The 21,007-nt window shown below is 72.9% G+C and carries 21 protein-coding genes and 2 tRNA genes; 20 read left to right on the top strand and 3 right to left on the bottom strand.

The window, feature by feature from the left end:
- Positions 1–132 precede the first annotated feature (132 nt).
- The 3 genes from ACIRS1_RS10390 to ACIRS1_RS10400 all read left to right on the top strand — a co-directional run bounded on the left by ACIRS1_RS10390 (position 133) and on the right by ACIRS1_RS10400 (position 1,042).
- Positions 133–609: a TIGR02611 family protein gene (locus ACIRS1_RS10390; RefSeq protein ID WP_402838353.1), complete on the top strand. Its 477-nt coding sequence runs from the start codon at positions 133–135 to the stop codon at positions 607–609.
- Positions 610–687: 78 nt separating this feature from the next.
- Positions 688–759, top strand: a tRNA-Val gene (locus tag ACIRS1_RS10395).
- Positions 760–970: 211 nt separating this feature from the next.
- Positions 971–1,042, top strand: a tRNA-Val gene (locus tag ACIRS1_RS10400).
- A 62-nt stretch (positions 1,043–1,104) separates the two neighbouring features.
- On the opposite strand, the gene ACIRS1_RS10405 is transcribed toward ACIRS1_RS10400, so the two are convergent.
- Positions 1,105–1,872 (bottom strand): exonuclease domain-containing protein, encoded by a 768-nt coding sequence (locus tag ACIRS1_RS10405; RefSeq protein ID WP_360208841.1) that lies wholly within the window; start codon positions 1,870–1,872, stop codon positions 1,105–1,107.
- A 149-nt stretch (positions 1,873–2,021) separates the two neighbouring features.
- On the opposite strand from ACIRS1_RS10405, the gene ACIRS1_RS10410 reads away from it, so the two are divergent.
- From ACIRS1_RS10410 to ACIRS1_RS10425, 4 genes are all read left to right on the top strand, one after another.
- On the top strand, positions 2,022–2,576 hold the full coding sequence (locus ACIRS1_RS10410; RefSeq protein ID WP_360208844.1) for a DUF4365 domain-containing protein: 555 nt from the start codon (positions 2,022–2,024) through the stop codon (positions 2,574–2,576).
- 32 nt (positions 2,577–2,608) lie between these two features.
- Entirely contained in the window at positions 2,609–3,784 is a 1,176-nt protein-coding gene (locus ACIRS1_RS10415; protein WP_402838355.1) for a hypothetical protein, read from the top strand.
- A gap of 87 nt (positions 3,785–3,871) precedes the next feature.
- The gene (gene thrS, locus ACIRS1_RS10420; protein WP_402838357.1) at positions 3,872–5,851 is read left to right on the top strand and encodes a threonine--tRNA ligase; all 1,980 of its coding nucleotides are present in this window, start codon (positions 3,872–3,874) and stop codon (positions 5,849–5,851) included.
- Between the two features lie 81 nt (positions 5,852–5,932).
- Positions 5,933–6,493: an HIT domain-containing protein gene (locus ACIRS1_RS10425; protein ID WP_360208851.1), complete on the top strand. Its 561-nt coding sequence runs from the start codon at positions 5,933–5,935 to the stop codon at positions 6,491–6,493.
- Positions 6,494–6,604: 111 nt separating this feature from the next.
- Here ACIRS1_RS10425 and ACIRS1_RS10430 read toward each other — a convergent pair whose 3' ends face one another.
- Positions 6,605–8,245 carry a hypothetical protein gene (locus ACIRS1_RS10430; protein ID WP_360208854.1) on the bottom strand — a complete coding sequence of 547 codons (1,641 nt, stop codon included), beginning with the start codon at positions 8,243–8,245 and terminating at the stop codon, positions 6,605–6,607.
- A 205-nt stretch (positions 8,246–8,450) separates the two neighbouring features.
- Between ACIRS1_RS10430 and ACIRS1_RS10435 the strand changes: the two genes are divergently transcribed.
- Positions 8,451–8,879, top strand: coding sequence for a DUF393 domain-containing protein (locus ACIRS1_RS10435; protein WP_360208946.1), 429 nt, complete (start codon positions 8,451–8,453; stop codon positions 8,877–8,879).
- On the opposite strand, the gene ACIRS1_RS10440 is transcribed toward ACIRS1_RS10435, so the two are convergent.
- Complete coding sequence (locus ACIRS1_RS10440; protein WP_402838359.1) at positions 8,867–10,915, bottom strand: elongation factor G-like protein EF-G2; 2,049 nt, start codon at positions 10,913–10,915, stop codon at positions 8,867–8,869. The two genes, ACIRS1_RS10435 and ACIRS1_RS10440, sit on opposite strands and share 13 nt — an antisense overlap.
- A 243-nt stretch (positions 10,916–11,158) precedes the next feature.
- On the opposite strand from ACIRS1_RS10440, the gene pgsA reads away from it, so the two are divergent.
- The 12 genes from pgsA to yajC all read left to right on the top strand — a co-directional run bounded on the left by pgsA (position 11,159) and on the right by yajC (position 20,898).
- Positions 11,159–11,806, top strand: a complete 648-nt coding sequence (gene pgsA / locus ACIRS1_RS10445) for a phosphatidylinositol phosphate synthase (RefSeq protein ID WP_402838361.1) — start codon at positions 11,159–11,161, stop codon at positions 11,804–11,806.
- Positions 11,807–11,822: 16 nt separating this feature from the next.
- Positions 11,823–12,809, top strand: a complete 987-nt coding sequence (locus ACIRS1_RS10450; RefSeq protein ID WP_402838363.1) for a phosphatidylinositol mannoside acyltransferase — start codon at positions 11,823–11,825, stop codon at positions 12,807–12,809.
- 73 nt (positions 12,810–12,882) lie between these two features.
- Complete coding sequence (locus tag ACIRS1_RS10455) at positions 12,883–14,067, top strand: glycosyltransferase family 4 protein (RefSeq protein WP_360208863.1); 1,185 nt, start codon at positions 12,883–12,885, stop codon at positions 14,065–14,067.
- A gap of 88 nt (positions 14,068–14,155) precedes the next feature.
- Positions 14,156–14,521 carry an isomerase gene (locus ACIRS1_RS10460; protein WP_360208866.1) on the top strand — a complete coding sequence of 122 codons (366 nt, stop codon included), beginning with the start codon at positions 14,156–14,158 and terminating at the stop codon, positions 14,519–14,521.
- 65 nt (positions 14,522–14,586) lie between these two features.
- Entirely contained in the window at positions 14,587–15,132 is a 546-nt protein-coding gene (locus ACIRS1_RS10465; protein ID WP_360208869.1) for a hypothetical protein, read from the top strand.
- Between the two features lie 128 nt (positions 15,133–15,260).
- Positions 15,261–16,172 (top strand): pyridoxal 5'-phosphate synthase lyase subunit PdxS, encoded by a 912-nt coding sequence (gene pdxS, locus ACIRS1_RS10470; RefSeq protein WP_063346811.1) that lies wholly within the window; start codon positions 15,261–15,263, stop codon positions 16,170–16,172.
- A 96-nt stretch (positions 16,173–16,268) separates the two neighbouring features.
- Positions 16,269–16,886, top strand: coding sequence for a pyridoxal 5'-phosphate synthase glutaminase subunit PdxT (pdxT, locus tag ACIRS1_RS10475; RefSeq protein ID WP_360208872.1), 618 nt, complete (start codon positions 16,269–16,271; stop codon positions 16,884–16,886).
- Between the two features lie 79 nt (positions 16,887–16,965).
- A complete protein-coding gene (locus ACIRS1_RS10480) occupies positions 16,966–17,724 on the top strand; it encodes a YebC/PmpR family DNA-binding transcriptional regulator (protein ID WP_313762932.1) in 759 nt (252 codons plus the stop codon).
- Between the two features lie 204 nt (positions 17,725–17,928).
- Positions 17,929–18,477 (top strand): crossover junction endodeoxyribonuclease RuvC, encoded by a 549-nt coding sequence (ruvC, locus tag ACIRS1_RS10485; protein WP_402838367.1) that lies wholly within the window; start codon positions 17,929–17,931, stop codon positions 18,475–18,477.
- Positions 18,478–18,490: 13 nt separating this feature from the next.
- The gene (gene ruvA, locus ACIRS1_RS10490; protein WP_402838369.1) at positions 18,491–19,102 is read left to right on the top strand and encodes a Holliday junction branch migration protein RuvA; all 612 of its coding nucleotides are present in this window, start codon (positions 18,491–18,493) and stop codon (positions 19,100–19,102) included.
- 70 nt (positions 19,103–19,172) lie between these two features.
- Complete coding sequence (ruvB, locus tag ACIRS1_RS10495) at positions 19,173–20,249, top strand: Holliday junction branch migration DNA helicase RuvB (RefSeq protein WP_402838370.1); 1,077 nt, start codon at positions 19,173–19,175, stop codon at positions 20,247–20,249.
- Positions 20,250–20,496: 247 nt separating this feature from the next.
- Positions 20,497–20,898 (top strand): preprotein translocase subunit YajC, encoded by a 402-nt coding sequence (gene yajC, locus ACIRS1_RS10500; RefSeq protein ID WP_360208882.1) that lies wholly within the window; start codon positions 20,497–20,499, stop codon positions 20,896–20,898.
- Positions 20,899–21,007: the final 109 nt, after the last annotated feature.

Genomic DNA, 21,007 nt, shown 5'->3' on the forward strand with positions numbered 1-21,007 from the left:
CCACCCCCAAGACCGATGTAAACCCCTCTGTCCCGATTCGGGCGCGAGTCGTACCCCTTACGGCGCATTGCGGAATCGCGGCGGAGCGGCCGGGGCCCGCATTACCGGGCGCTTCTCGGTTACTTTCCTGGCATGACTGTGCGAAACGACAAGACGGCCGGGAACACGGGAACGGGTGAACCGGATCCGTCGGACGGACCGGGCGGTGCCGGCCCGGACGCCGGTGCCGACGGCGGCCGGGGGGCCGGCTCCCGGGCCCCGGCGTTCGTCCGCCGTTCGCGCGCGCTGCACCAGGCCTGGCGGGTGGGGGTCTTCGCGGCCGGCCTCGCCGTGGTCGTGCTCGGCGTGGTCATGCTGCCGCTGCCCGGCCCCGGCTGGGTGGTGATCTTCCTGGGCATGGGGATCTGGGCCACCGAGTTCGGCTGGGCCCGGTCGGTGCTGCGCTGGACCCGCCGCAAGGTCACCGAGGCGGCCCACCGGGCCATGGACCCGCGGGTGCGCCGCCGCAACCTCACCGTCACCGCCGTCGGCCTCGCCGTGCTCGCGGGGGCCGGCGGCTGGTACCTCGCGCGGTACGGGCTGGCGCTCCCGTGGAGCGGGGGCGGCTGACCGGCCCGGGGGCGGGGGAGGCCGCAGCAGGGGTGTTCGGAGCACCCCCGGGGATGCGGTAATGTTTTCCCTGCACCCGGGCGATTAGCTCAGCGGGAGAGCACTTCGTTCACACCGAAGGGGTCACTGGTTCGATCCCAGTATCGCCCACCGGAATGCATAGTGATACGTGAGGCCCAGCCGATTATCGGCTGGGCCTCACGTGTATTTCCGGAATCCCCGAACGGTGGCCGGTGGGAATGCGACTGAGGATCAGTCATCTTCCGCGCGGAGCGCGAGTTCTGCCGGTGCGCCAGCGTCACCCGGAGGGCGCGAGTTGTACGACGACCGCCAAATGGTGCTACAGTTCTTCTCGTTGCCCGGGCGATTAGCTCAGCGGGAGAGCACTTCGTTCACACCGAAGGGGTCACTGGTTCGATCCCAGTATCGCCCACCGGACAGCACGCAGGCCCTGACCAGGAAACCGGTCAGGGCCTGCGGCGCGTCCGGGCCCGCTTACGCCGCCGCCTCGCAGCCGTGCCCGGGCTCCAGCCGGCGGCCGCAGCCGCACCGGGCCGGGCGCAGCGGCCAGGAGAGGTCCACCCGCTCCGGCGTCCCCGACCGGTCGAACCAGCTCTGCAGGCCCCGCGCCTGCGCCGCGTGCCAGATCGCCTGCCGCAGGTGCAGCTCCGCCGCGGTCAGCCCGCCCAGCGCCGCCGGGTAGCGGAACCCGATCCGCCGGGTCAGCGCCAGCGCGGCCGTCGCGTCCGCCGCCGCGTCGTGCGCCCCGGCCAGCTCCACGCCGTAGTGCGCGCACAGGTCGGTCAGCGTCCGCCGGCCCTTGCGGTAGCGGTCCACGTGCTTGTCCAGCACCCGGGGGTCCAGCACCACCAGCCCGGCCGCGCCCAGCCCGCCGGTCAGCGTCAGGCCGTGGTGGCGGCGCAGCTCCCGGTCCAGCAGCGTCAGGTCGTACGGGGCGTTCATCACCACCACCGGGACGCCGGCCCGGGCCTGGGCCGCCAGTGCGCGGGTGACCTCCGCCACCACCACGCCGACCGGCCGCCCGTGCGCGCGGACCTGTTCGTCGGATATGCCGTGCACCGCACGGGCGCCGTCCGGGATGGGCACGCCCGGATCGGCGAGCCAGGTGGTGGTCCGGACGTCCGCGCCGGGGGCGCACTGGACGACCAGGGCGGCCGAGACGATGCGGTCGGACTCGACGTCCACGCCGGTGGTCTCGGTGTCGAAGGAGGCGAGCGGGCCGGTGTACCAGTGCTGCTGCATGACTGCCCCTCAGGCGAGCGTTCCGCACCCCGGTGATACCCGCTCCTGATGCCCTTTCAACCGTTTGGCGCAGGGCGGACCGGGGATCCTCCGGGGGGACGTCCCGTTCGGTTCCGGACGGGCCCGGAGCCGGGGGAGGCCACGGGGAGATGGCACTGACGCAGCCGCAGCCCGACGGGGCGGCGGCCGTCCTGCGGGGGAACCTCGCGGTCACCGCCTGCATGGAGACGCTGCAGGTCGGCTACCTGCACGCGGTCGCCGCCGCGGCCGGCTGCTCGCTCTCCCAGCCGTTCCCGGACAACGGCATCGACTGGCAGGTCAGCCACGGCTCCCGGGAGCACGAGGTGGACGACGAGGTCACCGTCAAGATCCAGCTCAAGGCCACCCAGCAGATCGCGCCCGGGCCGCCCGGGCCGTTCTTCAGCTTCACCCTGGACAACGACCACCTGCGCAAGCTGGCCCGGGCACGGGTCGCGGTGCCGCGCATCCTGGTCGTGATGCTGCTGCCGCGCCGGGTCGACCACTGGCTGCGGGCCCGCCCGGACGCCCTGGAGCTGCGGCACTGCTGCTACTGGGTCAACCTGGCCGGCCACCCGGTCACCGGGCAGCGGCGCACCAACGTCCGGGTGCCCACCGGAAGGGTCTTCGACGACCGCGCGCTCTGCGACATCATGGCCCGGGTCGGCGCGGGTGAGAGCCCGTGACGGCCGGGCCCCGGCAGCGAGGAGCAGCATCCATGACACCGCCGCACGCACCGGACGGCCCGGCCCCGGCCCTGCCCGACCCGGCCGCCGTCGACCCGGCGGTGCTCGCCACCCTGCTGGCCCGGCACGGCTGGGTCCGGCGGGGCGGCCCCGCCGCGCGCTACGGACGCTGGACGCCCCCGGAGGACGAGCCCGGCACCAGCCTGCTCGTCCCCGCCGGGGACGGCTTCGACGACGCCGTCGACCTCCTCGCCGACGCCGTCACCGCCCTGTCCCGGTCCGCCACCCCCTCCGCCCGAGCCGTCCTCCGGGCGCTCGCGGTGCCCGGCGACGAGCTGCGCTGGCACCGTGAACTGCCCGGACCGGCCGGGGCCGCCCCCTGGGCGGAGGCCGAGCGGCTGCGGGGCGCCGCCCGGGCGATGCTCGCCGCCGGTGCCAAGGCCGCCCGGAGCACGGCCGCCTACTTCGGGGCGCGGCTGGACGACCACGCCGCGGACTTCCTGGACCGGGTCCTGGTCGTCGAACAGGGCACCGACCTGACCGCCCACACCCCCGCCCCCGAGGGCCGGGCCGCCGTCACCACGCTGGTGCGGGCCCTGGAGGCGCTGCGCGACGCCGTCGACTACCGGCGGGTCAGCGGCGGGCCCGACGTCTTCGAGAACGCCGTCGGGGCCGGGGTCAGCCGGGAGCTGGTGCAGTCCGTCGAGGAACTGGTCCGCGGCGCGACGGCGGCCCGGCTCGCGGTCGCCTGGTCGGCCGCCGCCGGGACGCCGGGCGGGTTCGGCGACCGCCGGATCGTCCTCGAATTCTCGCCCGGCGACCTGCCCGCCCTCGCCGAGGCGGCCGACCTGCTGGAGCGGATCGAGCCCGCGGTGGCCGTCACCGTCGTCGGCGTGGTCGTCCGGCTCAAGCGCGCCGGCCCGACGGGGCCGGGCGCGGTGCGGCTGCGCGTCCTCGGCGGCGCGGAGGTCCGCGAGCTCAAGCTCCGCCTGCCCGACCCGGAGTACCGGATCGCCGCCGAGGCCCACCTCGCGGGCCTGCCGGTCCGGGTCTCCGGCCGGCTCGAACGGCACGGCGCCTTCCGCCGGCTGACCCGGCCGCACGGCCTTGAACCCTGCGGCTGGGAGGACGCCGAGCGCGAGCGGCTGCTGAAGTCCCTCGGGGACGGGCGGGGGGAGGGCCCGGGCGAAGGGGGAGAGGGGGCGTAGGTGCGCGGCGGGGGTGACGCTCTCGGTACCATCGTCACGCGCAGCGCAGTGTTGCGTCCTCTGAATCCAGCACGTCAGGAGAGACCGGTGACGGACGTCCGGGTAATCATCAGCCGCGAACCCGATCGGGAAGAGCGCGTGGTGACGACGGGCACCACGGCCGCCGAGCTCTTCGCCGACGACCGCTCGATCATCGCCGCCCGCGTCGGCGGCCAGCTCAAGGACCTCGCGTACGTCCTGCAGGACGGCGAGGAGGTCGAGCCGGTCGAGATCGGCAGCAAGGACGGCCTCGACATCCTGCGCCACTCCACCGCGCACGTCATGGCCCAGGCCGTGCAGCAGCTCTTCCCGGAGGCCAAGCTCGGCATCGGCCCGCCGGTGAAGGACGGCTTCTACTACGACTTCGACGTCGAGAAGCCCTTCCACCCCGATGACCTCAAGGCCATCGAGAAGAAGATGCAGGAGATCATCAAGCGCGGGCAGAAGTTCTCCCGCCGTGTGGTCACCGACGAGTCCGCCCGCGAGGAGCTGGCCGCCGAGCCGTTCAAGCTGGAGCTGATCGGCCTCAAGGGCTCCGCCGCCACCGCCGGCGAGGGCGCCGACGTCGAGGTGGGCGCCGGCGAGCTCACCATCTACGACAACCTGGACGCCAAGACCGGCGAGCAGTGCTGGGGCGACCTCTGCCGCGGCCCGCACCTGCCCAGCACCCGGCACATCCCGGCGTTCAAGCTGATGCGCAACGCGGCCGCCTACTGGCGCGGCAGCGAGAAGAACCCGATGCTGCAGCGCATCTACGGCACCGCGTGGCCGAGCAAGGACGAGCTGAAGGCCCACCTGGACTTCCTCGTCGAGGCCGAGAAGCGCGACCACCGCAAGCTCGGCAACGAGCTCGACCTCTTCTCCATCCCGGAGGAGATCGGCTCCGGCCTCGCGGTCTTCCACCCCAAGGGCGGCGTCATCCGCCGGGCGATGGAGGACTACTCGCGCAAGCGGCACGAGGAGGAGGGCTACGAGTTCGTCTACACCCCGCACGCCACCAAGGGGAAGCTCTTCGAGAAGAGCGGCCACCTCGACTGGTACGCGGACGGTATGTACCCGCCCATGCAGCTCGACGAGGGCGTGGACTACTACCTCAAGCCGATGAACTGCCCGATGCACAACCTGATCTTCGACGCGCGCGGCCGCTCGTACCGTGAACTGCCGCTGCGCCTCTTCGAGTTCGGGACGGTGTACCGCTACGAGAAGTCCGGCGTGGTGCACGGGCTGACCCGCGCCCGCGGCTTCACGCAGGACGACGCGCACATCTACTGCACCCGCGAGCAGATGGCCGAGGAGCTCGACTCCACGCTGACCTTCGTGCTCAACCTGCTCCGCGACTACGGTCTGACCGACTTCTACCTGGAGCTGTCGACCAAGGACCCGGAGAAGTTCGTCGGCAGCGACGAGGCCTGGGAGGAGGCCACCGCCGTCCTGGCGAGCGTGGCCGAGAAGCAGGGCCTGCCGCTGGTCCCGGACCCGGGCGGCGCGGCCTTCTACGGCCCGAAGATCTCGGTGCAGGCGCGCGACGCCATCGGCCGCACCTGGCAGATGTCGACCATCCAGCTCGACTTCAACCTGCCGGAGCGGTTCGACCTCGAGTACACCGGGGCGGACGGCTCGCGCCAGCGGCCGGTCATGATCCACCGCGCCCTCTTCGGTTCGATCGAGCGCTTCTTCGCGGTGCTGCTGGAGCACTACGCCGGCGCCATGCCGCCGTGGCTGGCCCCGGTCACCGTCACCGGCATCCCGATCACCGACGAGCACGTGCCGTACCTGCTCGACGTCGCGGCGGAGCTGAAGAAGCACGGGGTCCGGGTCGAGGTGGACACCTCCGACGACCGCATGCAGAAGAAGATCCGCAACGCCCAGAAGAGCAAGGTCCCGTTCATGCTCATCGCCGGCAACGACGACGTCGAGGCGGGCGCGGTGTCCTTCCGCTACCGCAACGGCGAGCAGAAGAACGGCGTCCCGGTGGCGGACGCGGTGCAGGAGATCGTCGAGGCGGTGCGGAGCCGGATCCAGGTGTGATCCGCCGGCACGACCGTCACGCGCGGGGCAGGCTCTCGACGAGTCTGCCCCGCGCGGCTTTGCAAGCACCGCCGGGCGAATATGCTGATCAGCATGACGACTGAGCCGGAACTGCAGCGGGGCGTCGGTGAGCCGGACGGCTTCCGCCGCCTGTGGACCCCCCATCGGATGGCGTACATCCAGGGTGAGAACAAGCCCACCGGCCCGGCTCCGGACGACGGTTGCCCGTTCTGCTCGATCCCCTCGCTGAGCGACGAGGACGGCCTGGTCATCGCCCGGGGGAGCGCCGTCTTCGCGGTGCTGAACCTGTACCCGTACAACGGCGGCCACTTGATGGTCGTCCCGTACCGGCACGTGGCGGACTACACCGACCTGGACGAGGCGGAGACGGCCGAGCTGGCCGACTTCACCAAGCGGGCGATGACCGCGCTGCGGGCCGCCTCGGGCGCGCACGGGTTCAACATCGGGATGAACCAGGGCGCGGCGGCGGGGGCCGGGATCGCCGCGCACCTGCACCAGCACGTGGTGCCGCGCTGGGGCGGTGACACCAACTTCATGCCGGTGGTCGGCCACACCAAGGTGCTGCCGCAGCTGCTGGCGGACACCCGCAAGATGCTGGCCGAGGCCTGGCCGCAGGACTGACCGCGGCGTTCCGCGACCGGCCCGGCCGGCCGGAACGCCGGAAGGGGCCCGCCACCGTCGATCCGGTGGCGGGCCCCTCCGTGTTGTCGGTCGTACGGGCGCCTGCGCGGCCTACTCGAACTGGTCGACCCTGTACGGGCGGGTGCCCTGGGCCTCGGACTTGATGATCGAGGCGCGGTTCTTGAAGCGCTCGGTGTCCAGGTCGTGCTCCTCCAGGAACTCCAGCGTGGCGGCGTGCACCGCGCCGAGCACCGGGACGGAGGCGTTGAGCGCGTTGTCCGTCATGAAGCGGCTGCCCCACGGCGGGCTGGCCCAGGCGTGCCGGAAGCCGAACGGCTCGGGCAGGCCCATGCCGCCGCCGAGCCAGGCGAGCAGCCCGGGGGCCCGGGTGAAGGGCGCGCGCAGGGCCTGGCGCACCACCTCGTCGTTGTCGATCAGGGGGAGCTGGACGGTGCGCTCCTCCCAGAACTTGCCGGTCTTCTGGACGGTCTTCTCCTTGGGCGCCGGCTTGTCGCCGAAGACGCCGTTGACCGGGCCGAGCGCGTAGCCGGCGACGGTGACCGTGAGGGTGTTGGCGAGCAGGGTCACCGTGATGGTGAAGGTGATGATCAGCTTGCCGTCGAAGGTGATGAACTGGGTGGCCAGGTAGTGCCGGGGGCCGCCGCCGGCGAAGGTCTGCTTGTCGGCGATGGTCTGCAGGGCGAAGTCGCGCATCCGGTCGCCGTCCATGTCGGCGTTGCCGGGGCGGGAGATCTCGTCGGCGTTCTCGCCGATCTCCATGACCGCCCACTGCTTGACCGTGATGTTGGTCATCCCGCTGTTGGCGACCTCGCTGACGGCGAGCCCCTTGAGGTGCGAGGAGATCTTCCGGACGAGGTCCCAGGGGTGGAAGGCGCGGAAGTCGGAGTGGCCCTCGGCGGGGCGCATCACGTCGACCAGGCGCCACTCGCCCCAGCGCCGGCCGATGCCGAGGATGCCCTTGGGCCCGGCGTAGTGCTGGATGTTGGTCTCCTGCTCGCCGTCCATCCGGGCGAGCCGGTCGCGCAGGTCGACGGCCTTCTTGTCGAGGTCGTCGCGGGGGACGGCCTTGGCGACGCTGGCGGCGACGGCGTTGCCCTCGACCAGGGCCTGCCAGCGCGCGCGGAGGTCCTTGGTGGACTGCAGCACGATGCGCCGGGCGAGGATCCAGCCGATGATCGGCGGGACCATGGCGATCCGCAGGTAGACGCCGAGCGGGCCCTGGACGGGCGGCTTGACCAGCACCAGCACGGACACCACGGCCGCGGCCAGCAGGGCGAGGCTGCCGTAGAGCTCGTCCTGGAGGGCCTTCCCCTTCATGAGGTAGATCCGCAGGTAGAACGCGCCGACCCAGAGCAGGGTGCCGGGCAGTGCGAGCAGGCCGAAGAGCAGCGTGACCACCGTCAGCCTGCGGTCCCGCGCGGCGCGCAACTCCTGGGCGGCGAGGCAGTGTTCGACGATCTGGCGGGTGTCGGTGCCGAACGAGGGCACGATCGGCTTGCGCCCGGCGCCCACCGTGCGGGCGATCACGGCGGCGCTGAACGCCTCGCCGAGATTGGCCTCGAAGAGCTTGAACCGGGGCTTCTTGTGGGTCGCGGCGGTGACCTTGCCGACGAAGTCCTCGATCTTGCCGTCGCGGTACGCGACCGAGGAGAGCGCCTGGGTGACTCCGGTCTGCGGCCCGGCGTCCGTCCGGGGTATCTGCGCACCCGGGGTCATGTCGAGTGTGGTCACGGTGGCGACCCTCCTCCCCTTGTCAGCGGCAGGTTACCGTGCCGTGGTGCCGCCGCGCTCATGATCGTCTGAAGTGCCGTCACGATCCGGCCGCACCCGGCCCGAGGGGCATGATGCCCAGCTTCGGGCGGGTCGATACCCGGGCGGCGGGGGCGTGTGGGGGTGGGGCAGGATGGTGGTGACCGCGAGGAAGGGGGCCCACCTGATGGACCCGGTGCTGGTGTTCGACGGGGACTGCTCGTTCTGCTCGTCCTGCGTGCGGTGGGGGGAGCGCTACCTGCGCCAGACCCTGGCTTCGGGCGGTTGGGAGGCGGTGCCGTTCCAGTTCGCGGACCTGCCCGCGCTGGACGCGCGGGCCGGCGGGCGCGGCGAGCTGACCGCGGAGCGCGCGGAGCGCGAGGTGCTCTGGCTGACGCCGACGGGCCGGGTGTACGGGGGAGCGCAGGCGGTGGCCCGGCTGCTGCTGCGCACCGGCGGTGCCTGGGCCTTCCTGGGCGCGGTGCTGACGCTGGCGCCGGTGCGGCCGGTGGCGGGGCTCGCCTACCGCTGGGTGTCGCGCAACCGCCACCGGATGCCCGGCGGCACGGCGGCGTGCGCGCTGCCGCACCGGCCGGGCGGCGTTCAGTCGGTGTAGCGGGCGGCCACGGCGGTCGGCATGGGTTCGTGGCGCAGGTAGGCGCGGGAGAACTCGGCGGTGCCGTGGGTGAGTGAGCGCAGGTCGACGGGGTAGCGGACGAGTTCGAGCTCCGGGACCTCGGCGCGCAGCAGGGTCAGGCCCGGGCCGCCGGTCTCGGTGCCGAGGACGCGGCCGCGGCGGGCGGCGAGGTCGCCGAGGACGGCGCCGAGGTAGTCGTCGGGCAGCATCACGGTGACGGCGGCGACGGGTTCGAGCAGCCGGATGACGGCGTGCTCGGCCGCGTCGCGCAGGGCCAGGGCGGCGGCGTTCTGGAAGGACGCGTCGGAGGAGTCGACGGAGTGCGCCTTCCCGTCGGTGAGGGTGACCCGGACGTCGACGAGCGGGTGCCCGGTGGCGACGCCCTTGGCGAGCTGGGCGCGCAGGCCCTTCTCGACGGAGGGGATGAAGTGCTTGGGGACGGCGCCGCCGACGACCTGTTCCCGGAACTCGAAGCCGGAGCCGGCCGGGAGCGGCTCGACCTCCAGGTCGCAGATGGCGTACTGGCCGTGGCCGCCGGACTGCTTGACGAGCCGGCCGTGGCCGGCGGCGGCGGTGCCGAAGGTCTCGCGCAGGGCGACCTTCGGCTCCACGGTGTCGACGTGGACGCCGTGCCGGCTGCGCAGCCGGTCGAGCACGACGTCGACGTGGGCCTCGCCGGTGCACCAGAGGACGAGCTGGTGGGTGTCCGGGTTCTGTTCGAGGCGCAGGGCCGGGTCCTCGGCGGTGAGGCGGGCGAGGGCCTGGGAGAGCTTGTCGTCGTCGGCCTTGCTGTGGGCCTCGACGGCGATCGGGAGCAGCGGCTCGGGCAGCGTCCAGCCGTCGAGGTCGACGGGGTGGCCGGGGTCGTGGACGGTGTCGCCGGCGCGGGCGGTGGTGAGTTTGGCGGCGCAGACCAGGTCGCCCGCGACGGCGTGCGGGACGGGCCGCTGGAGCTTGCCGAACGGGCTGGTGAGGCCGGTGACGCGCTCGTCGCCGTTCTGGTCGGCGGTGTGCGCGGGGCCGGTGAGGTGGATCCGGGTGTCGGGCCGCAGGGTGCCGGCGTACAGGCGCAGCAGGCTGATCCGGCCGACGTAGGCGTCGCCGGTGACGCGGACGACCTGGGCGGCGAGCGGGGCGTCCGGGTCGCAGTCGGGCGCGGGGCGGGTGCGTTCGGTGGGGTCGGGGAAGGTGTGGACGATCAGGTCGAGGAGCTCGGCGGCGCCGAGGCCGTTGTCGCTGGTGGGGACGGCGGGGTGGAGGACGCAGTCGAGGACCTCGCGGCGCAGGCCGGCTTCGAGCGCCTCGGTGTCGAGGGCGTCGCCGGCCAGGTAGCGCTCCATCAGGGTGTCGTCCTGGCCGGAGATGGCCTCGACGAGGCTGTCGTGGGCGGGGCCGGTGTCGGGCAGCGGGGCCGCCCGGCCGTAGGTGTCGCCGGTGAGGAGGTCGACGCTGCCGTCGGGGTGGCCGTCGTGGAGGACGGGCAGGAAGAGCGGGCGCAGGGTGTCCGGGCCCAGGTCGAAGGCGTCGTGGCAGGCGGTGAGGATGTCGTCGAAGCCGGTGTGGGCGAGGTCGAGCTTGGCGACGGCGATGGCGCGCGGGATGCCCTCGGCGGCGCACTCGCGCCAGCGGGCGCGGGTGGGGGCGGTGACCGGGTCGGTGGCGGAGACGACGAAGACGGCGGCGTCGGCGGCGTGCAGCGCGGCGTGCAGGTCGGCGGTGAAGTCGGGGTGGCCGGGCGGGTCGATCAGGTTGATCTTGACGCCCTTCCACTCGAGCGGGAGCAGCGAGAGCTGGACGGAGCGCTGCTGGTGGTGCTCGATGTCCTCGTGGTCGGACACGGTGGTGCCGTCGGTGACCCGGCCGGCCCGGCCGGTGGCGCCGGCGGCGAGCGCAAGGGATTCGGCGAGGGTGGTCTTGCCCACACCGCTGGAGCCGATCAGGACGACGTTGCGCAGGTCCCGGGGGCCGGTGACGGCGGGCGCCTGAGCGGCTCGTGCCGTGCTGCGGTCGGGCATCGGGGTCTCCTCCCGTAGCGCCGGGGGTGTCCTTCGAAAGTCTAGGGGCGGGTGTCGGGGCGGCGCGTGTCGTACGACGGGCGGGTGCGGGGCGGGACGGGTGTGTCGCGGGGCGGTGGGTGCGACGGAGCGGCTCCCCGGCCTGGCTACGATGGGTGCGCCGGGCGGGCTGATCCGTCCGGTCGTCTGCCGCGCGAACTGCGCCAGGCGGGTACCAGGGAGATCGGAGCGGTCGGGAAGGCCATGCTCAACAAATACGCGCGTGCCTTCTTCACACGTGTCCTGACCCCGTTCGCCGCGTTCCTGATCCGGTTGGGCGTGAGCCCGGACGCCGTGACGCTGATCGGTACCGCCGGTTCGGTGGCCGGTGCGCTGGTGTTCTTCCCGCGCGGGGAGTTCTTCTGGGGCACCATCACGATCACGCTGTTCATCTTCTCGGACCTGGTGGACGGGAACATGGCCCGCCAGCTGGGCCGGACCAGCAAGTGGGGGGCGTTCCTGGACTCCACGCTGGACCGGGTCGCGGACGCCGCGATCTTCGGCGGCCTGGCGATGTGGTACGCGGGCAAGGGCGACAACGACCTGCTGTGCGCGGTGGCGATCTTCTGCCTGGCGAGCGGTCTGGTGGTGTCGTACACCAAGGCGAGGGCGGAGAGCCAGGGCCTGCCGTGCGACGTGTCGGGGCTGGTGGAGCGGGCGGAGCGGCTGGTGATCAGCCTGGTGGCGGCCGGGGTCTCGGGGCTGCACGCGTTCGGGGTGCCGTACGTGGAGTGGCTGCTGCCGGTGGCGCTGTGGCTGGTCGCGGCGGGCAGTCTGGTGACAGTGTTCCAGCGGATGCTGACCGTGCGCCGGGAGGCGTTCGAGGCCGACCGAGCGGCGGCCGGGAGCTGATGGGGGGCGTCCTGCGGTGACGGACCGACTGGTGTACTGGGCGTACGCGCTGGGCTGGGCGGTGCTCAAGCACCTGCCGGAGCGGGCGGCGCGGGGCCTCTTCGACGGCCTGGCGGACTACGCCTGGCGCAAGCGCGGCAAGCGGGTGCTCCAGCTGGAGGCCAACCTGCGCCGGGTCCGTCCGGGGCTGGACGAGGCGGGGGTGCGGGAGCTGTCCCGGGCCGGGATGCGCTCGTACCTGCGGTACTGGATGGAGTCGTTCCGGCTGCCGGTGTGGAGCCGCGAGCGGGTGGCCCGCGACGTCCGGGTGGACGGCACGGAGCACCTGCGGGAGGCGATGGAGTCCGGGCGGGGCGCGGTGATAGCGCTGCCGCACATGGGCAACTGGGACCTCGCGGGCACCTGGGTGGCCCAGCAGGGCTTCCCGTTCACGACGGTCGCGGAGCGGTTGAAGCCGGAGCGGCTGTTCGACCGGTTCGTGGCGTTCCGGGAGGGCCAGGGCATGGAGGTCCTGGCCCTGACCGGCGGCGGGGTGAACGTGATCGGCACGCTTGCGCGGCGGCTGCGCGAGGGGCGGCTGGTCTGCCTGGTGGGGGACCGCGACCTCTCGGAGGCGGGCCTGGAGGTGTCCTTCTTCGGGGAGGCGACCAGGATGCCGGCCGGTCCGGCGGCGCTGTGCCAGCGGACCGGGGCGGCGCTGCTGCCGGTGACGCTCTGGTACGAGGGCCCGGTGATGCGGGCGCGGATCCACCCCGAGGTGCCGGTGCCGCCGGGGGAGGACCGCAAGGAGCGGACCCGGGCGATGACCCAGGCGCTGGCGGACGTGTGGGAGCGGGGGATCGGCGAGCACCCGGAGGACTGGCACATGCTGCAGCGCTTCTGGCTGGCCGACCTCCCGGTCCGTGAGACGGTGGGGGAGGCGGCCGGGCCGCGCCCCGGGCGGGCCCGGGAGGCCGGGCCGGAGCAGGCCGGCGAGCCCGCGGCCGAGGCCTCCGGGTCCTGATCCCGGCCAACCGGGTCCTGGCCCCGGTCAACAGGAGTGCCCGCAGGAGTACCCGAAGGAGCATGAGGAACCCGTGAAGATCGGCATCGTCTGCCCGTACGACTGGGACGTCCCCGGCGGGGTGCAGTTCCACATCCGGGATCTCGCCGAGCACCTGATCGGCCTGGGCCACGAGGTGTCGGTGCTGGCGCCGGCCGAGGACGACGAGGCCCTGCCGCCGTACGTGGTCTCGGCCGGGCGTGCGGTGGCGGTGCCGTACAACGGCTCGGTGGCGCGGCTGAGCTTCGGCATCCTGTCCGCGGCGCGGGTGCGGCGGTGGCTGCACGACGGGCGGTTCGACATCCTGCACGTCCACGAGCCGGCCTCGCCCAGCCTGTCGATGCTGGCCGCGTGGTCGGCCTCCGGGCCGATGGTGGGGACGTTCCACACCTCGAACCCGCGTTCGCGGGCGATGATCGCGGCCTCGCCGATCCTGCAGCCGGGCCTGGAGAAGATGCGGGCCCGGATCGCGGTGTCGGAGTACGCCCGGCGGACGCTGGTGGAGCACCTGGGCGGCGACGCGGTGGTGATCCCGAACGGCGTGGACGTCGGCTTCTTCGCCGAGGCCGAGCCGGACAAGCGCTGGACCGGCGGCGCGGCGGACGGCGAGCCGGGCACGATCGGCTTCATCGGCCGGATCAACGAGCCGCGCAAGGGCCTGCCGACGCTGCTGGCCGCGCTGCCGAGGATCCTGGCGGAGCGCCCGGGGGTGCGGCTGCTGGTGGCGGGCAAGGGCGACGAGGAGGAGGCCGTCGCGGGCCTGGCGCCGGAGGTCCGTGCGCAGGTGGAGTTCCTCGGCATGGTCAGCGACCGGGACAAGGCCCGGCTGCTGCGCAGCGTGGACCTGTACGTGGCGCCGAACACCGGGGGCGAGAGCTTCGGGATCATCCTGGTCGAGGCGATGTCGGCGGGCGCCCCGGTGCTGGCCAGCGACCTGGACGCGTTCAAGCAGGTGCTGGACGGCGGCGACGCCGGCGAGCTGTTCCCGGTGGAGGACGCGGACGCGCTGGCCCGGTCGGCGCTGCGCCTGCTGGGCGACCCGGGGCGGCTGGAGGAGCTGCGGAAGGCGGCCTCGCGGCACGTGCGGCGGTTCGACTGGTCGACGGTCGGTGCCGACATCCTGGCGGTGTACGAGACGGTGACGGCGGGGGCCGCGGCGGTGGTCGAGGAGGACGTGCGCAGCGGCCGGCGCGGCCGGTTCGGGCTGGCGCGCGACTGATCCGCGTCGGCGGGGACCCTGCGGGGCGGCGGCCGGGCCGGGTTAGGGTCGGTGGTCCGTACTGGTGTCGACGCATGGGGGAATTCCGATGCCGCAGATCTCCGTGGACTACTCGCCGGGCCTGGCCGGCTCCTTCGACCGCAGGGCGCTGGGCGTGGCGATCAACCGGCTCGCGGTGAAGACGATCGACGCGACCCCGGGTGCCTGCAAGACGCTGTTCCGCTGTGACGAGGACTTCGTGGTGGGGGACGGCGAGGAGCCGGCGGCGCAGGTGTACGTCGAGTTCCAGATCTTCCCGGGCCGGACGCCGGAGGCGAAGGCGGCGCTCAGCGAGGGCGTGCTGGCGCTGCTGGCCGAGCACGTCCGGCCCGAGCCGGGGGTGCGGCTGCACACCGCGGTGAACGTCTCGGACATCGACCGGGAGTCCTACCGCAGCGCCGCCCTCGGCGGGTAGGGCATGGCACCGGCCCGGCCGCTGCGAGCACGTCGGGCCGGTGACACCGGGTAGCGTTGCGCCCCGTGACTACCTGGATCTGGGCCGGCGTGGCCGTGGTGCTGTTCGGCATGTACCTGAGTTGGACGGCCGGCCGGCTGGACCGGCTGCACGCCAGGATCGACGCCGCGCGCGCGGCGCTGGACGCGCAGCTGGTCCGCCGGGCCTCGGTGGCGATGGAGCTGGCGACCTCCTCGCTGCTGGACCCGGCGGCCTCGCTGCTGCTGCTGGACGCGGCGCACGCGGCCCGGCAGGCCGAGGACGAGCAGCGCGAGGTGGCGGAGAGCCAGTTGAGCCTGGCGCTGCGGGCGGTGCTGGAGGAGCCCGAGCAGGTGGCGGCGCTGGTGGCCGAGCCGGGTGGCGAGGACGCCGTGCGGGACCTGACGGCGGCGGTGCGCCGGGTGCCGATGGCCAGGCGGTTCCACAACGACGCGGTGCGGGCGGCCCGGGCGGTGCGCGAGCACCGATTGGTGCGGTACTTCCGGTTGGCCGGAAAGGCGCCGTTCCCGATGGCCTTCGAGATGGACGACGCCCCGCCGCCCGCTCTCACGCCCGAGGGAGCGCCCGCCTAGGCTGTGCTCGGATACGGCCCGTTTGTCGCATCCCGTCGTCCGGGCTGGACTTGGTGGCGCATGGTTGGGCCCCTTGTTCCGCCTACCATAGGGCGATAGCACTGGTTCATCTTCGAGTGAGGTCTCACGTGTCCACCACCCCCACCACCGCAGACCAGCCGCAGATCGGCACCGCCCGGGTGAAGCGCGGCATGGCCGAGCAGCTCAAGGGCGGTGTGATCATGGACGTGGTCAACGCCGAGCAGGCCAAGATCGCCGAGGACGCCGGAGCGGTGGCCGTCATGGCCCTGGAGCGGGTTCCCGCCGACATCCGCAAGGACGGCGGCGTGGCCCGCATGTCCGACCCGAACATGATCGAGGAGATCATCGAGGCCGTCTCCATCCCGGTGATGGCCAAGTCGCGGATCGGCCACTTCGTCGAGGCCCAGGTCCTCCAGTCGCTGGGTGTCGACTACATCGACGAGTCCGAGGTGCTGACCCCGGCCGACGAGGTCAACCACTCCGACAAGTGGGCCTTCACCACCCCCTTCGTCTGTGGCGCCACCAACCTGGGCGAGGCCCTGCGCCGCATCGCCGAGGGTGCGGCCATGATCCGCTCCAAGGGCGAGGCCGGCACCGGCAACGTCGTCGAGGCCGTCCGCCACCTGCGCCAGATCAAGAACGAGATCGCCAAGCTGCGCGGCTTCGACAACAACGAGCTGTACGCCGCCGCCAAGGAGCTGCGCGCCCCGTACGAGCTGGTCAAGGAGGTCGCCGAGCTCGGCAAGCTGCCGGTCGTGCTGTTCTCCGCCGGTGGCGTGGCCACCCCGGCCGACGCCGCGCTGATGCGCCAGCTGGGCGCCGAGGGCGTCTTCGTCGGCTCCGGCATCTTCAAGTCGGGCGACCCGGCCAAGCGCGCCGCCGCCATCGTGAAGGCCACCACCTTCTTCGACGACCCGAAGATCATCGCGGACGCCTCGCGCAACCTGGGCGAGGCCATGGTCGGCATCAACTGCGACACCCTGCCGGAGACCGAGCGCTACGCCAACCGCGGCTGGTAGTCCGCCCGTACTCCTGAGCCGGCCCGCCGCGCGCCGAGGCGCCGCGGCGGGCCGCGCCACGTACTTCCGTAGATCGATCGAACGAGGTTGAAGACCGTGAGCACTCCAGTCATCGGCGTCCTCGCCCTGCAGGGCGACGTCCGCGAGCACCTGGTCGCGCTGGCCGAGGCCGACGCGCTGGCCCGTCCGGTGCGCCGTGCCGAGGAGCTGGCCGAGGTCGACGCGCTGGTGATCCCCGGCGGGGAGTCCACCACCATGTCCAAGCTGGCGCTGCTGTTCGGCGTGATGGACCCGCTGCGCGAGCGGGTGGCCGCCGGGATGCCGGTGTACGGCACCTGCGCGGGCATGATCATGCTGGCCGACAAGATCCTCGACGGCCGGGACGACCAGGAGACCGTCGGCGGCATCGACATGACGGTGCGCCGCAACGCCTTCGGCCGGCAGAACGAGTCCTTCGAGTCCGGGATCGCCTTCAAGGGCATGGCGGACGCGCCGGTGCACGGCGTCTTCATCCGCGCCCCCTGGGTCGAGGCCGTCGGGGCCGGCGTCGAGGTGCTCGCCGAGCTGCCCGCCGCGGACGGCCCGGACAGCAGGATCGTGGCGGTGCGCCAGGGCAACCTGCTGGCCACCTCGTTCCACCCGGAGCTCACCGGCGACCACCGCGTGCACGCCTATTTCGTCGCCATGGTCGAGGAGCACCTCGCCGCGAAGTGACGGGGTTCCTACCACCCGTTGCGACACCGGTAAGATCTCATCTGTTTCATTTCCATTTGGCGACGTAAAGGAGCTGGCGATGTCCGGCCACTCTAAGTGGGCTACCACCAAGCACAAGAAGGCCGTGATCGACGCCAAGCGCGGCAAGCTCTTCGCCAAGATGATCAAGAACATCGAGGTGGCGGCGCGCACCGGCGGTCCCGACCCGGCCGGCAACCCGACCCTCTACGACGCCATCCAGAAGGCGAAGAAGAGCTCGGTCCCGATCGACAACATCAACCGCGCCGTCAAGCGCGGTGGCGGTCTGGAGGCCGGCGGCGCCGACTACCAGACGATCATGTACGAGGGCTACGGCCCGAACGGCGTCGCCGTCCTGATCGAGTGCCTCACCGACAACCGCAACCGCGCGGCCTCCGACGTGCGCGTCGCGATGACCCGCAACGGCGGCTCGATGGCCGACCCGGGCTCGGTGTCGTACCTGTTCACCCGCAAGGGCGTCGTGATCGTCCCCAAGGCCGACGGCGTGGACGAGGACAAGCTCTTCGAGGTCGTCCTCGACCAGGAGCCCGAGGAGATCAACGACCTCGGCGAGTCGTTCGAGATCGTCTCCGAGGCCTCCAAGATGGTGGCCGTGCGTACCGCGCTGGTGGACGCCGGCGTCGACTACGACTCGGCCGAGGCCAACTTCCTCCCGAGCATGCAGGTCGAGCTGGACGTCGACGGCGCCCGCAAGATCCTGAAGCTGATCGACGCGCTGGAGGACAGCGACGACGTGCAGAACGTCTTCGCCAACTTCGACATCTCCGACGAGGTCGGTGCGCAGCTCGACGCCGAGTGATCCTCCCCGAGTGATCGCCCGCGGGCGATCGTTCCCGCGGCCCGGCCCGGTGGTCCCAGGACCGCCGGGCCGGTGTCGTCGGCGGGGTTGTCGGACCCGGACGGTAGCCTTCGCAGGTCGCCCGCCGTGAGCCGCGGAGCGCGCCGGCGCCGGGTCCGGATCCGGGCCCGGAGGCGGGCGGCGATCGACGGAGAGGCGGGGCTTGTGGTTCGGGTACTGGGCGTGGACCCGGGGCTGACCAGGTGCGGGGTCGGCGTGGTCGAGGGTGCGCCGGGCCGGCCGCTGCGGATGGCCGGGGTCGGGGTGGTGCGCACGCCTGCCGAGGCCGAGATCGGGCAGCGGCTGCTGCTGGTCGAGCAGGGCATCGAGCAGTGGCTCGACGAGCACCGGCCCGACCTGGTGGCCGTCGAGCGGGTCTTCGCCCAGCACAACGTGCGGACGGTGATGGGCACCGCCCAGGCCAGCGCGGTCGCGATGCTCTGCGCCACCCGGCGCGGCATACCGGTCACCCTGCACACGCCGAGCGAGGTCAAGGCCGCCGTCACCGGCTCCGGCCGGGCCGACAAGGCCCAGGTCACGGCCATGGTGCAGCGCCTGCTGCGGCTGGACGCCCCGCCCAAGCCGGCCGACGCCGCGGACGCCCTGGCGCTGGCCATCTGCCACATCTGGCGCGGCGGCGCGACGAACCGCCTGGAGGCCGCGGTGCGGGCGGCCCGCGCCACCTCCCCGCACGCCCGTCCCACCCCCCGTTGAAAGGCAGTAGCCGGTGATCGCCTTCGTGCAAGGGCCCGTGGCGGCCATCTCCTCCGGACTCGCCGTGGTCGAGGTCGGCGGGGTCGGCATGGCCGTGCAGTGCACGCCGAGCACGCTGGCCGGGCTGCGGCTGGGGGAGCCGGTCCGCCTCGCCACCTCGCTCGTGGTCCGGGAGGACTCGCTGACCCTGTTCGGCTTCGCGGACGACGACGAGCGCGCCGTCTTCGAGATCCTGCAGGCGGCCCCGGGCGTCGGCCCCAAGCTGGCGCAGGCGATGCTCGGGGTGCACAGCCCGGACGCGCTGCGGGCCGCGGTGGCCGGCGGCGACGAGAAGGCGCTGGTGGCGGTGCCCGGCATCGGCAAGGCCAAGGCGGCCAAGCTGCTGCTGGAGTACAAGGACAAGCTGGGCGCCCCGCACGGCGCGGTGCCGGCGCAGAAGCCGATCGCGGCCGGTCCGGCTCCGTGGAGCGAGCAGCTGCACTCGGCGCTGACCGGCCTCGGCTACGCTCCGCGGGAGGCGGACGACGCGGTCGCGGCCGTCGCCCCCGAGGCGGAGGCCCAGGCGACGCCGGACGTCGGTGCGTTGCTCCGGCTCGCCCTGCGCGGCCTGAACCGGGCCCGCTGACCACTGACGATCTGTCCGTTTGTCGACTTTGGAGTCCACAGCACATGAGCGAGCGAAGCGGGGCGGGGTCATGAGTGCGTACGACCCCGATCCGGTCGACCGGCTGGTGACGCCCGCCGCCGACGGTGAGGACCAGGCGGTCGAGGCGGCGCTGCGCCCCAAGCTGCTGGAGGAGTTCATCGGCCAGGAGCGGGTGCGCGAGCAGCTGTCCCTGGTGCTTCAGGCGGCCCGCAAGCGCGGCAGCGCCCCGGACCACGTCCTGCTCAGCGGGCCGCCCGGGCTGGGCAAGACCACCCTGTCCATGATCATCGCCGCCGAGCTGGGCGCCCCGATCCGGATCACCTCCGGCCCAGCGATCCAGCACGCGGGCGACCTCGCGGCGATCCTCTCCTCGCTCACCGAGGGCGAGGTGCTCTTCCTCGACGAGATCCACCGGATGTCCCGGCCGGCCGAGGAGATGCTCTACATGGCGATGGAGGACTTCCGGGTCGACGTGATCGTCGGCAAGGGGCCGGGCGCCACCGCCATCCCGCTGGAGCTGCCCCCCTTCACCCTGGTCGGCGCCACCACCCGGGCCGGTCTGCTGCCGCCGCCGCTGCGGGACCGCTTCGGTTTCACCGGCCACATGGAGTTCTACGCGCCGGCCGAGCTCCAGCAGGTGGTGCGGCGCTCGGCCGCGCTGCTGGACGTGGAGATCGACCCGGCGGGCGCCGCCGAGATCGCCGGCCGCTCGCGCGGCACCCCGCGCATCGCCAACCGGCTGCTGCGCCGGGTCCGCGACTTCGCGCAGGTGCGGCACGACGGCCTGGTCAGCGCCGAGATCGCGGCCAGGGCGCTGGACGTCTACGAGGTGGACGCACGGGGCCTGGACCGGCTGGACCGCGCGGTGCTGCACGCGCTGCTGCGGCTCTTCGGCGGCGGTCCGGTCGGTTTGTCGACACTGGCGGTCGCCGTGGGTGAGGAGGCCGAGACGGTGGAGGAGGTGGCCGAGCCGTTCCTGGTCCGCGAGGGGCTGCTGGCCCGGACCCCGCGCGGGCGGATCGCCACCGCCGCCGCCTGGCAGCACCTCGGGATGACCCCTCCGGTCCAGACCACCCGCGGCGCGGTGCCGGCCCAGTCCGAACTCTTCCCGGCCGACGGGGGCTGAACGGGTGACCGGCCGCCGCCCGCTTCCCGGCGGGCGGCGCCACCGCGCCCCGAGGAGAAGCCACGGGAGAAGTCCGGGGAAACTGTGCAGGCGGAGGGTCGCCACTTTCGGCGGCAGGATGCGATGCTTGGCGTTGTCCGATCAGTTCGGGGTCGCCTAGACTCCGCCGGACCGCCCCTCTCACCTGACGGGCCGACCATTACCACACAGGCTGCCGATCGGCGGCCCGTAAAGGACCCTGGCTGCAGTGAACTTCATCATCCTTCTCCTCCCGATCCTGGCGATCGTGCTCATGTTCCGGTCGCAGAAGAAGCGCCAGCAGCAGCAGCAGCAGATGCAGACCTCGCTGGAGCCCGGGGCGGGAGTGCGCACCATCGGCGGCCTGTACGCCCAGGTGAAGGCGGTCAACGAGGAGACCATCGAGCTGGAGATCGCTCCCGGCGTGGTCACCCACTTCACCAAGAGCGCGATTGCGGCCGTCCTGGACCCCCAGGAGTACGACGCGATCATCAACGGCCGCCCCGCCGACGACGAGCTCGCCGAGCCGGAGGCCGAGGACGCCGAGCCGGTCGAGGACAAGCCGCTGACGCTGACCAAGGACAGCGCCGAGAAGGGCGACGTCGAGGGCGGGGCTCCCGCGAGCAAGTAGTACGGTCGGGCACCAGCCCGGCCGCGCGGCGCAGTGCCGCGAGCCCACAGGACCTCAGGGCCGCAGAACCGCCATGCCCCCGTCCCGCCACGAGCCGGACGGGGGTCCG

It is taken from the genome of Kitasatospora sp. NPDC101176, from assembly GCF_044768035.1.
In the GTDB taxonomy this organism is placed as follows: Bacteria; Actinomycetota; Actinomycetes; order Streptomycetales; family Streptomycetaceae; genus Kitasatospora.